At 35.4% G+C, this 12108-nt stretch carries 12 protein-coding genes; 8 read left to right on the top strand and 4 right to left on the bottom strand.

Annotated features, from left to right (window positions below):
- Nucleotides 1–206 precede the first annotated feature (206 nt).
- Nucleotides 207–2252 (top strand): sigma 54-interacting transcriptional regulator, encoded by a 2046-nt coding sequence (locus tag ACH0CI_RS11370; RefSeq protein WP_406901452.1) that lies wholly within the window; start codon nucleotides 207–209, stop codon nucleotides 2250–2252.
- A gap of 59 nt (nucleotides 2253–2311) precedes the next feature.
- Here the strand turns inward: ACH0CI_RS11370 and ACH0CI_RS11365 are convergent, their stop codons facing one another.
- Entirely contained in the window at nucleotides 2312–3388 is a 1077-nt protein-coding gene (locus ACH0CI_RS11365; RefSeq protein WP_406901451.1) for a cyanophycinase, read from the bottom strand.
- Nucleotides 3389–3812: 424 nt separating this feature from the next.
- On the opposite strand from ACH0CI_RS11365, the gene ACH0CI_RS11360 reads away from it, so the two are divergent.
- Nucleotides 3813–5081: an MFS transporter gene (locus tag ACH0CI_RS11360; protein ID WP_335708395.1), complete on the top strand. Its 1269-nt coding sequence runs from the start codon at nucleotides 3813–3815 to the stop codon at nucleotides 5079–5081.
- A 244-nt stretch (nucleotides 5082–5325) separates the two neighbouring features.
- On the opposite strand, the gene ACH0CI_RS11355 is transcribed toward ACH0CI_RS11360, so the two are convergent.
- Complete coding sequence (locus tag ACH0CI_RS11355; protein ID WP_154972753.1) at nucleotides 5326–6072, bottom strand: phosphorylase family protein; 747 nt, start codon at nucleotides 6070–6072, stop codon at nucleotides 5326–5328.
- Between the two features lie 286 nt (nucleotides 6073–6358).
- On the opposite strand from ACH0CI_RS11355, the gene ACH0CI_RS11350 reads away from it, so the two are divergent.
- From ACH0CI_RS11350 to ACH0CI_RS11340, 3 genes are all read left to right on the top strand, one after another.
- Complete coding sequence (locus ACH0CI_RS11350) at nucleotides 6359–6931, top strand: GNAT family N-acetyltransferase (RefSeq protein WP_335706974.1); 573 nt, start codon at nucleotides 6359–6361, stop codon at nucleotides 6929–6931.
- A gap of 51 nt (nucleotides 6932–6982) precedes the next feature.
- Nucleotides 6983–7432 (top strand): GNAT family N-acetyltransferase, encoded by a 450-nt coding sequence (locus tag ACH0CI_RS11345; RefSeq protein ID WP_335706973.1) that lies wholly within the window; start codon nucleotides 6983–6985, stop codon nucleotides 7430–7432.
- 148 nt (nucleotides 7433–7580) lie between these two features.
- Nucleotides 7581–8345 carry a class I SAM-dependent methyltransferase gene (locus ACH0CI_RS11340; RefSeq protein WP_406901448.1) on the top strand — a complete coding sequence of 255 codons (765 nt, stop codon included), beginning with the start codon at nucleotides 7581–7583 and terminating at the stop codon, nucleotides 8343–8345.
- 102 nt (nucleotides 8346–8447) lie between these two features.
- Here the strand turns inward: ACH0CI_RS11340 and ACH0CI_RS11335 are convergent, their stop codons facing one another.
- Complete coding sequence (locus ACH0CI_RS11335) at nucleotides 8448–9083, bottom strand: YczE/YyaS/YitT family protein (protein ID WP_335706971.1); 636 nt, start codon at nucleotides 9081–9083, stop codon at nucleotides 8448–8450.
- A 113-nt stretch (nucleotides 9084–9196) separates the two neighbouring features.
- Here ACH0CI_RS11335 and ACH0CI_RS11330 point away from each other — a divergent pair, with 113 nt between their 5' ends.
- Nucleotides 9197–9649 carry a MarR family winged helix-turn-helix transcriptional regulator gene (locus ACH0CI_RS11330; RefSeq protein ID WP_013056339.1) on the top strand — a complete coding sequence of 151 codons (453 nt, stop codon included), beginning with the start codon at nucleotides 9197–9199 and terminating at the stop codon, nucleotides 9647–9649.
- Nucleotides 9650–9668: 19 nt separating this feature from the next.
- Nucleotides 9669–10196: a spermidine/spermine N(1)-acetyltransferase gene (gene paiA, locus ACH0CI_RS11325; protein ID WP_033578540.1), complete on the top strand. Its 528-nt coding sequence runs from the start codon at nucleotides 9669–9671 to the stop codon at nucleotides 10194–10196.
- A 295-nt stretch (nucleotides 10197–10491) separates the two neighbouring features.
- Here paiA and ACH0CI_RS11320 read toward each other — a convergent pair whose 3' ends face one another.
- On the bottom strand, nucleotides 10492–11073 hold the full coding sequence (locus tag ACH0CI_RS11320) for a DUF2087 domain-containing protein (protein ID WP_028413907.1): 582 nt from the start codon (nucleotides 11071–11073) through the stop codon (nucleotides 10492–10494).
- Nucleotides 11074–11390: 317 nt separating this feature from the next.
- Between ACH0CI_RS11320 and ACH0CI_RS11315 the strand changes: the two genes are divergently transcribed.
- On the top strand, nucleotides 11391–12059 hold the full coding sequence (locus tag ACH0CI_RS11315; protein WP_028413906.1) for a type 1 glutamine amidotransferase domain-containing protein: 669 nt from the start codon (nucleotides 11391–11393) through the stop codon (nucleotides 12057–12059).
- The last annotated feature ends 49 nt before the right edge of the window (nucleotides 12060–12108 follow it).

Here is a 12108-nt window from a genome sequence, read left to right as displayed (position 1 = left end):
AGTAATTCAATGCATCTAGCACTTTAGCATATCGTGCCTCCACCCATTAAAGTGGAGGCGCTTTTTTCTACTTATTTTTATTTACAAAAGGGACAAACGTCCGCTAGATGAAATGCACAGCAAAGTATAAAATGATAGGTATAGTATTCCAAGACTAATCTCTGAAGGCAAGTCAAGTTAAAGGCCTGTAGAAAGGTGTCCATACGATGAAAAAGAAATTAGTTTTAATAACAGGAAGCAAGCAAACTAGAATCATTTTACACAATCAATTAAAAGAGTTGCTAGGCGATTATATTTTTATTGAATGCTTTGCGATTGATGAAGAATTACCAAGAAAAATTGATGGAGATGTTGTTCTTTATTCATCAGAGAGTATATATCATGAAATGAAGAACAGATTAGACGTTCAGCATGCACATGAAATTGTAGGAAATAGAACAATTCATCATAAGCATATAAATGAATTACTGAAAATCCCTGCCCATACAAAAGTATTAATTGTAAATGATGACGATAAAGAAACTCTTAAATTAATAGAATCTCTTTATCAAGTAGGCATTAATCATGTTCAGTTTATCCCTTTTAAAAAGCAAAAGACCTATTACGAAGGTGTTGAAATTGCAGTTTCTCCAGGTGAGGTTCACTTGTGTCCCCCATACGTAAAGCATGTAATTGATATAGGCGTTAGACTTTTTGACATGGCGACCATTTTTGAACTTATAAAATCATTCGGTTTTAATCAGTCTAATCATTCAATTATTTGGGATCGCTATTTGCGAAACATCATTGTGCTGCAAAAAAAACTAATAGAAGCAGAAGGGAAAATGAAAGAACTTCACCTTCATGTAAAGAGTATTGTAAACGTAGTAGAAGATGGTATTCTTGCCGTGGATTTTAATAGAAAAATTACGTTATTCAATAAAAGGTTAGAATCACTGTTCCAGCTAGCTTCTTCCGATGCTATAGATCATGAGATTCAAAGCGTAATTTCTAACAAAGGCCTTGTGGAGTTTATTATATCGTCCGATGAGAAAAGTCAGTACTTTAACATAAATGGGTACGAAATGGTTATCTATAAGTCGATGATTGAGAAAAGCAATACTACTGTAGCAACGTTTAAAAGTGTTAATCAAGCTGTTGAAATAGAAGGAAAAGCGCAGTCAGAACTTAGAAAAAACGGATTTTCCGCTAAGTATAACTATCAAGATATTATAGGAGAACACCCAGCTTTGCTTAAAACGATTGAAATTTCCCGGGAAATGGCTGCCACTGAGTATCCTATTTTGATTCAAGGAGAAACCGGTACAGGAAAAGAGCTGTTTGCTCAGGCTATCCACAATCATTCTACACGTAAAAACGGACCGTTTCTTGCCGTGAATTGCAGTGCCATGACCGATACATTACTAGAAAGTGAGCTGTTTGGGTACGAAGAAGCCAGCTTTACAGGAGCGCAGAAAGGCGGCAAAAAAGGGCTGTTTGAGAGCGCTGATAAAGGTACAATCTTTCTAGATGAAATTGGTGATATCAGCCCGCGTTTACAAACTCAGCTTTTAAGGGTGCTTCAAGAAAAAGAAATTAGGCGGGTAGGAGGTACAAGAGTCATTCCGATTAATGTAAGAATCATAGCAGCCACTCACAACAATTTACTACATAAAATGAAAGAAGGTCTGTTTCGAGAAGATCTGTACTATCGTTTACATGTATTATCTTTAACGATTCCTCCTTTAAGATATAGAAGAACCGATATTCCTTTACTGATTCATCATTTTATGTCCAAATCGAAAACGTGGACGCATATCCATCCAGAAGCGATGAAGCTGCTTATTGAACATGAATGGTTAGGAAATATAAGAGAATTAAAAGGCGTAATTGAGTATTTACTTACCGTCTGCGATGACAACGAAGTGAAAGCAAAAGACGTAGAGTATAGGCTTAGTAGTCAAAAAGAAGATCATTCTTTGTATGAAGTTGAAAATGAATCGGTTGACTTAATCGAACTTCAAGAAAATCGTGCCCTGTTAGAAACGATAAAACAGTGTAATGATACAGGAAAAGCAGCAAGCAGAAAGTGGATCACCCAGCATTTAAAAGGCTTTACGCTTACAGAACAGCAGGTGAGAAATCGTTTGGATGTACTAGAAGAAAAAGAGTATATTATAAAGCGCAGAGGCAGAGCCGGAACGAAAATAACAGAAAAAGGACTGCATTATCTATATCATTTAAAAACAAAACAGCATTTAATCAATCCTTGATGTGCCTAAGGAAGGGAAACTTTACTGATCAAGCTTCCCTTTTCTTATTCATTTACCGTTTACGGCTGATTTCCGCCGTAAACTTTTCCTGTAGAAGAAGTAATAACACCGCTGTTTACGTTTAAAGTATAAGCTAATCCTCCAGAACCTGTCCAAGTGGAAAGATTAAAAGTGCTGCCATTAAATAGTTTATAGATAGAAATATTATTAAACGTCAGCGGCTGACCGCTTGCACAAGTGGTAGGAGCCATATTCGTTTTAGTTAGATAAACAGCTGCATTTGTAGAGCCGGGCTGTGTTACGACCTTAGCTGAACCATCTTTTTCTACCAACAGTGCTGACTGTTCATTAACAGCAATCCCTTTTGCGCTTGTTCCAGTTTCTTCTCCATCTTTAATATTACGTGCAAGAAAGGTTAAAAAGCGTCCCATTCTATCTCGTTGTTCAAAATGGGTGTCTGTTTGAATGTTGTTGTTATGAGGTGTTTGAATCAAATAATCTGTAAAGGAAATAAGAGAACTATAAGGATTGTTTAGCGCTGTTTTAGAATCTAAAGTTGTAGAGCCTGCTGAGATAGAGTCGTAAATGTGATCCCCTTGAATCATAGTACCAGCACTTGTTCCTCCAAAAGGAATGCCTTGATTAATACGATTATTTAATGCTGTAAGAGCGGGAGACCCTTCTAAAAAATCTACATAATCAGCTTGATTGCCTCCAGCAAAAAAGATGCCTTCTGCTTTGTTAATCTTATTTATTAAAGAAGAGTCTGAACCTGCTCTTATTAAATCATCGACGACAATTGTGCTAACAGAGTTAAGAGGCTTACCCATACTTTTAGCTAGGTCGTAGATATAAGAGTTATAGGCATCAGTACCTGTCGCTCTTATAACTAAGAAATCTCCGCCGTTCGCCTTTTGAATCATCCATTTGAACGCTTCATCTACATCGATGCTTCCACCCATATAGACTTGTCCAAAGCTTGTACTAGTCGCTTTGTCTGCAGTACTTCCCACCTGATAAAGCGTATAAGGTGCAGAAGCAGCAGAAGCTGAAATGGGCAGTAAAAGAGATGCTGCGAGAACAGCACCAGTAATGACCTGCTTTTTAATACTTTTCTTACGTTTAGCTTTTTTCATAAAGTTCTCCTCCTTTAGTAAGTGTTCATAGATGAACATGCAAGTTTTATACCAACTTATTAAACAGCTGAAAAGCTGTGAAAGAAGAGGTCTTTTGAAAAAAACACGGGTGATATAGGTTCTTTATGGGTTCTTATTGAATTGCTTTATAACCAAAAATGACAAGAAGAACTCTAACTTGGATGCCTAATAGTGAAAGGGAAATAGTAAAGGATATATTTTAAAAGTCCATACCTCATTGAAAAATAATCTTTAAAAACTTAAAATTATCATAGAAAGGAAAAACAAGGATACAAAGAAGAGCTGTCCGCAATAGTGACTTATTTATTAAACAGACCTTCATTCTATCAATATCTTCATCTCTTGACCGTTTTCCACCAGCACTTCTACGCAGAAAAAATTATACATGAGAGGATCTATCAAAATGAACAAGCAGGAAAGTAGTTATAGATGGGTGGTTTTTGGAACCGCTCTATTAGCGTATTATTTGATTGTCAGTCAACGAACAGCCCCCGGACTTATTACCGAGCAGTTAATGAAAGATTTTCACGTTTCAGCATCCGTTATAGGATTGATGACGAGTATACAATTTTTAGCCTATGCAGGCCTTCAGATTCCTGTTGGCTTACTTTCTGACCGGTACGGTCCAAATCGATTTCTTATCATCGGATCGCTTTTAACCGGAATAGGAAGCCTTATCTACAGCACATCTCCCAACGAATATGTGTTAATTTTCTCTCGTTTGCTAGTCGGTACCGGAGACTCCATGATTTTTGTCAATTTAGTGTTAATTTTAAGTCAATGGTTCAAGGGAAATGAGTTTGTAAAGCTTTTAGGTTTAATTGGGCTGGTAGGAAGTGTGGGGTCATTATCAGCTACCGTGCCTTTATCTATGTGGATTTCCTTTTCAGGCTGGAGGGTTCCTTTTCTTAGTATAGGTCTAGTTTTAATCGCGGTATCTTATTTGCTTTATGTCGTTTTAGTTATAAAACCTAAACGATTATTTATAGATGATGCTAAAGCAAATAAAGCCTCTGTTAAGACTCAAGAAAGCGTATGGGCGATCCTAAAAAGGGTAATGACGACTCGTCAAGCATGGGCAACATTTCTTTGTCATTTTGGTGTAGTAGGTACATATATAGGTTTTATTGGCTCTTGGGGAGTTCCTTATGGCATGAATGTGTTTCATTTATCTCGCGCTGATGCAAGTCAGCTTATTATGTATGGTTTGTTTGGCGCTATGATTGGCGGACCTTTAATTAGCTGGATATCAAGCAGGTTAAACTCCATTAAAAAAATCTATTCACTCGTCCATCTTATTGTGGTGCTTAGCTGGACAGGATTATTATTAACAGGAGTGAAACCTTCATTCATGCTAGTCGTTATTTTACTTTTTATCATCGGATTTGGAAACGGCGCAAGCGCTTTGACATTTGCCGTAGTACGCCAATCTTTTTCAGTAAAAGAAGTAGGAGTTGTATCAGGTTTTGCTAATATGGGAGGCTTTTTAAGCGCCGTATTATTACCTAGTATTTTCGGAAATGTCCTTGATTTATTCCCTGAACGCTCGCTGCACGTGGGCTATCATTATGCTTTTATGATTCCCATTTTGTTTTCAATGATGGGGTTGTTAGGTGTCTTACTAATTAAAGAAAAAGGAAAAAAGGAGCAGAAGGTGCTGCATGCTTCTTAATTCACAATGACTGTCGCATTTACAGTGCAGAAAAATTCGTATATTTATTATAAGATTCATTTTTATACTTCCAACCAGCCAGAAGATAATCGCTTTTATAAGTGGTTATCTTTTTTAGTCTACCCCATTTCTTCAGAGTCATATAAAGCTATACTTCTAAAAACAATAGTATAACTAAGCATTCTACTCCAAATAGATTTTACTCATATCAATAATACAAAAATGTTTATAAGACAGCACGCTATTAGAATTTACTACTTAAATAAAGAGCCACATCGCGAATGGCTTTATCAGTTTCACTTTCTATTAACTCTCGGTCCTTTGTATACGAATAAAGAGTATCGCCGTGAAGAAGGTGGTCTGATAAATTTAACAAGCCCACAGCGCGCTTGTTGAATTTATGAGCAATCGCTAAAGTGGTAGCTGTCTCCATATCCACGCCGAGAAAATCTGCAAGTGACCATTCTTTTACCATATTATGCGTCTCCATAAGCATGGCACCCATACTGACCACATGTCCTTTAATATAGCTGTAGCCTTTTTGTTCACAATATCTGCAGGCGGCTTCCACTAGCTCTTTGTCAGCTTCTACAAGCGTTTGGTCTGGTAAATACCAGTGCGATACGCCGTCTTGCATTTGTGCTGCAGATACAATTAAAATATCTCCATATTGTATAGTCGAAGATAAGCCTCCAAAATATCCCGTTTGAATAAATAAGTCGGTTCCGCTGGCGGCAAATTGATGTACGATGTTTGATGCCATTGGACTGCCGTACACATTCGCAAACCCTATATTTCTGTTTTTGAACTTACCTACCACCGTGTTCCATTTAGGCATATGAACATTGGTAGATAAAATCTCTTTCCATAAGCTTAGATTATCTTGGAATCCCCACTCACCATGAATAATAAATGCATTAGGCAGCTCTTTTTCTGATAGCTTTAATACGTTTAGCCAATCTTCTTTTTCAAAATCTCCATACAGTTTCATATCGTTCTCCTTACTTTTTACATTTAGACTAGTTGGAGAAGAATTCTTCATTTCTATCTTTTATTCCTTTAATTTTTAAAACGAACAAATACAAAATAAATGACGGTTCTGATTTAGAAATGAAGAATTGCGTGCTTTTTTGCTTGTTTTTCGACAAATATTTATGACTAAAAAAGGAATTCACTAATAATAAAAGAACTTTTTTACTAAACGTTATTTAAATTAGATAAAGCTGTGAGAAAAGATCCGTTCAGTTAATGAATGGATAAGAGGAGGGAAAGTACAGGTGTCAAATCATTTTCCCATAATTAAAACAAAAAGACTTGTACTAAGGGAAATTGTAGCAGAAGACGCAAGCAATATTTTAAAATACCTATCCGATAAAGAAGTAATGAAGCACTACGGTTTAGAGCCTTTTACAGCGGTTGAAGATGCTTTAAATGAGATTTCATGGTATAAATCAATCTTAAACAAAAGATCTGGAATAAGATGGGGCATTACTCTTAAAGAACAAGACGACATTATTGGCAGCTGCGGGTTTCTTAATCGAGTTCATGACCATTACCGTACGGAAATTGGTTATGAATTAGCCAGAGACTACTGGGGAAATGGAATCGCTAATGAGGCATTGGGCGCGGTCATAAAATATGGGTTCACACATTTTAATTTGCGGAGAATCGAAGCTTTGATAGAGCCTGCTAATGCTGCTTCACAAAAATTAATAAAAAAGCACGGTTTTATAAAAGAAGGCCTATTAAGAAGCTATGAATTTACGTGTGGAAAATTTGATGATTTGTACATGTACTCTTTATTAAAACAAGATTTTGACAGGCTTCAACCACATGAAGAGAATATCTAGACATCTTTATTAAAAATACGAATAGCACAATGACAGATAAGTGGAAAATGTATGGCCCATTCTAATGTTGATATTGTTCACTATCATCCACAATTTGCTGAGGCAACGGTAAAAATGTGGAGAGATAGTAAAGAAAAAGCGATTGGACAAAAGGAAATGCACAGTTTTGACCGTCATGTTTATTTTTTAGGTCATATATTGTCAGCACACTATAAAGTTGAATTAGCGTTAATAGATGAACAAATAGTAGGAATGGTCGCCTATAACGCTGATGAAATTAACCAGCTGTACATTCATATAGATTATCAAGGAGGAGGAATCGGACAGCGATTGCTTGAAAGAGCCAAAGCAGAATCAAATGGAAAATTAACATTACGTACATTTGAACAAAATAAAAACGCACAGCGATTTTACGAAAAACACGGCTTCAGTATTATAAAAAGAGGAGGTGAAAACGAAGAGAAACTACCCGATATTACATATGAATGGACAAATAAATGAAAAATACGTAATTCGGATGAAGGAGCGGTTATTTTGAATAAGTTAGCATATGAAACATAACAACGCTGCCTGTATGTTCGTGGCCCGCCTTTTACTAGTTTAGGATAGATGATTAATGCTGACTGACTATTAAAAGGAGGATTTTAACATGATAACGGACAAACATTTTTTAAACGCTGTAAACAATACAAATGTTGATTTTACTGGATGGGATTTTTCTATTATTACTCGTACTGGTCGTATGGATAGTAACATGCTTTCGTGGTCATATGGAAGTGAAGCTTGTCACCTTATTCAAAATTCTAATGTTGCTTTAGATATGGGAACAGGAGGAGGAGAGTTTTTATCTTTGTTACAGCCTTTTCCTCACGTTATGTATGCTACCGAAGGATACAAACCTAACGTTCCAATCGCTAAAAAACGGTTAGAGCCATTTGGTGTCACAGTTGTTGAACGAACTGAAAACGAGAATCTACCGTTTAAAGATGGTACATTTGATTTAATTTTGAACCAGCACGAAGCTTTTTGTGCTTCTGAAGTGAGAAGGATTTTGTCTAAGGGAGGCACGTTTTTCACTCAGCAAGTGGGAGGGTTAGACTGTTCACGAATCAATGAATGTATAGGGGTTCCACTAAATAAAGAGTTTTGTAATTGGAATTTAAAGAAAGCAATAGAAGAGCTCCAACAAAGTTCTTTTAACATCATCTTTTGCAAAGAAGAGTTTCCTGTGCAGCGATTTTATGATATTGGGGCGCTAGTTTTTTATCTAAAAGCAATTCCTTGGCAAGTTCCTAATTTTGATATCGAAACACATATCGGCGGATTGTATAATATCCATCAAATTATACAATCTCAAGGTTTTTTTGACGCAAAACAACATCGCTTTATTATTAAAGCTGAGGCAAAAAAATAGGATAATCACACGCAGAAAGCGGATCTCTGACTGGGGGTCCGCTTTCTGTTTATTAATGATCATTATCCATAAAATTCATGATGTAGACAGAGGCCGTTTCAGTTATGTAATGGAACGTTTATGATTTTGTGAGGTAGGAGATTTTGGTACTATGCAGTCTACTGCTTTTTGAGTAATGGGCATAAAGAAATTAAGCAGCACGCCGCCTAAACACACGGTTAATAACGTTCCAACACCAATTGGTCCGTTTAAAAGCATCGCAGCTAGTAAGAATGTGAGGTAAATAAATGTTCTTGAAAGAAATAAATTGGTTTTAGCTAGTTTTTGTATGATTAATGTTAAGCGGTCAATTGGAATAGGTGCAAAATTTGTATGTAAATAGGCTGAGGTTCCCACTCCTATAATAATTAAACCGATTCCGAAACAACATACTTTGCTGTACCAACTTTCGAACGTAATCCAATTCTTTAAGAAAAAAAGCCATATATCGATACCAAGACCTGTTATGAATGCCGTTAACAGTCCCAGTATTTCTGGCTTTTGTTTGCTTAAAAGAGAATTACCACAAATTAAAATACAGGCAAGTATAATCTCCCAGCTTCCAACGCTAAAACCTACGTTTAGTGACAGTCCAACCAACAGTGCATCAAAAGGTGAAGCTCCTAGGTTAGATTGTATCGTCAAAGCAATTCCAAGAGTTAATAGTAAAATTCCTCCTGCATAAACAACATACTTCACTGACATCATCCTTTTTGCTATTTTTTGTTGCAAATGCAACTATTTTAAGATACATTAAATGTAGATTATTTTTATTGTATTTGCAACAAAAATATGTATAAAGGAGATATTTTATGAGTGAAATTCTGCGTGAAATTGGAATGATAGCAAGAGCATTGGATTCAATTAGTAATATAGAATTTAAAGAATATGACCTGACAAAAGGGCAGTATTTGTATTTGGTGCGAATATGTGAAAATCCAGGAATCATTCAGGAAAAGTTAGCTGAAATGATAAAAGTAGATCGCACAACAGCGGCTCGGGCTATAAAAAAGCTTGAAATGAATGGTTTTATTGAAAAGAAAGATGATCTCCATAATAAAAAAAATAAAAACCTTTTTCCTACTGAAAAAGGGAAGAACGTATACCCGTTTATAAAAAGAGAAAATGATTATTCGGATAAAGTGGCATTAGAAGGTTTTACCCAGGAAGAAGCAGATACCATTCTTAAGCTGGTTCAAAGAGTAAGAAAAAATATCGAAACAGACTGGGAGTTTGTCAAAAAAGGAAACAAGAGAAATTATTGATGATATAAAGGAGAGGCGCATGTCAGTGATGATGCATATAAAAAAGTGTATTCTTGAAGATGTATATGATCTTCAAGACGTTAGCTATAAAACGTTTTATGAGACATTTAAAGATCAGAATTCACAAGAAAATATGACAGCTTATTTAGAAAAAGCATTTACAATCGAACAGCTAGAAAAAGAACTATCCAATACGTCCTCGCAATTCTTTTTTATGTATGTTAATCATGAAATTGCAGGTTATTTAAAGGTTAATATGAATGACGCTCAGTCTGAAGAGATGGGGGAAGAAGCGCTTGAAATTGAAAGAATTTATATAGGTAACAGCTTTCAAAAACAAGGACTTGGTAAACATTTATTTAATAAAGCAGTAGAGATAGCAACGACATTTAATAAAAAGAAAATTTGGTTAGGCGTATGGGAAAAAAATAAAAATGCGATTGCTTTTTACAAGAAACAGGGATTTGTTCAAATTGGATCTCACTCATTTTATATGGGAGACGAAGAACAAATAGATCTCATCATGGTTAAAACACTTTTTTTATAGTTTTAAAAAATAAGGATTATTCACTAATTTAACTGGTAGAGGATAATCCTTATTGCATACAGAGACTTTATGCTTTTTTTCAAAGCAGATGCTTTTAGGGGAAGCAGTAAGCAAACTAATATGGTTGCTGTGCCAACACATAGGAGAATAAAATTAATGTCACATGCTTACCAAAATGTTGGCTTCTTTCATTTTGGAAATTACATTTTTACTTTAATTCTATTTGAAACAACACAAACTAATTAGACATATATCGAATTAGAAGACTTAAAAAATGAACGTTTTTACGTCCACTTTAATAAATAACGGGCCACATCTCTTTCGGATTTAACTCGTATTCTCCATTTTGCCTATACATAAAATGCTGCATAATTAACTCTCTGCGAATCGTTGCATAATCTTCATGATATTTTTTAATATGTTCATTTAATTCTTTTTCTGGATACGTTTTTCCGTGCTGTAAATCACGTATTAAATAGGCTAATATTACGTTCTTTTTCTTTCTTTGACTTGGAATAATTTTTAAAGTACCGTCACTATTTATAAAGTTTTTAACAATAGATAATTTGTCTTTATCCTGTAAATGGTTGTCTTGATTTTCCATCGAATCCTCTCCAATACTTAAAATAGCCTTCGAGTTATATTCAAGTCTTTCAAGGTCTAGATAAAAATAAATAATGTTTCCTTGTCTTCTTTGATAAACAATTCCTACATCTCTTAGCTTTGAAATATGATGAGTAATAGTTGAAGGCTGTAACCCCAGTTTGTAAGCAATTGCTTGCCCGTGAAGAGGCCCTTTTTTTAATAGTGAAATAATTCTAATCCTGGTAGGATCACCAACGGCTTTATGATAATTAACCAACTTATCTAATTGCATAGCTTAATACCTTCTCCCTCTAATTCGATATACATCTAATTTGATATTAATCGAATTGGGTGTACATGTCAAAAAAATATTTAAAGTGAAGACTTGTCACACTGCATATAAAAAATCGGCTCCGTCTAATCTTTAAAGTGTAAAAAAGATCCTGCTTCTCTATATAATTCAACTATTATTTTCACCTGTTCTTTTTATTAGTAAGAAAAAGTTACCATGTTTTCATCAAATAATACCGGGGAACATATTCAAAGAGATAAATGAATTATTAATGATACATGTATGTAAATAATAAATGAAAAAGGAATGAGTAAATCATGGCAGGAAATTCAAAAGTTTTAATGGTTGTTACAAATGGACATACGATGGAAAATGGAGAGCTTGCTGGAATTTGGCTTACGGAATTTTCTGAAGCATATTTAGAATTTAAAAAAGAAGGATACGAAGTAGTCGTAGCAAGTCCAAAAGGCGGAAAATCACCTGTGGATCCTAACAGCTTAACAGATGATGTGACGGACGAAGACAAAGAAGCAGGAAAACTTTTAGAGAATACAAAATCATTAGCTGAAGTAAGTTCACAAGAATTTGCAGGTATGTTTGTACCTGGAGGGCACGGAACAATGTTTGACTTTCCAGACGATACGCACTTACATCGTTTGCTAACAGAATTTGCTGAAGACGACAAGCTAATTGCAGCGGTATGCCACGGACCGGCAGCTCTTGTAGGCGGAAAGCTTAAAAATGGTGAGCCGATTGTAAAAGGAAAACGTATTACAGCGTTTACTGATTCAGAAGAGAAAGATACAACGTTAGATAAATACATGCCGTTTCTTCTTGAAACAAAGCTTCGTGAGCTAGGCGCCGAGTTTATTGCAAAAGATAATTGGAGCGATCATATTGAAGTAGACGGAAAGCTTTTAACAGGACAAAATCCGCAGTCTACAATCAGCCTAGCAAAAGAATTTGTGCGTGCTTTAAACGCGTAAAAGTATGTATAGCCTTAATGGGGATGTCTCATGAGTGTTTGAGACATCC

It is taken from the genome of Priestia sp. 179-F W1.4 NHS (assembly GCF_045369295.1).
Taxonomy (GTDB): Bacteria; Bacillota; Bacilli; order Bacillales; family Bacillaceae_H; genus Priestia; species Priestia zanthoxyli.
This window is presented reverse-complemented; position numbering and strand designations above follow the sequence as displayed.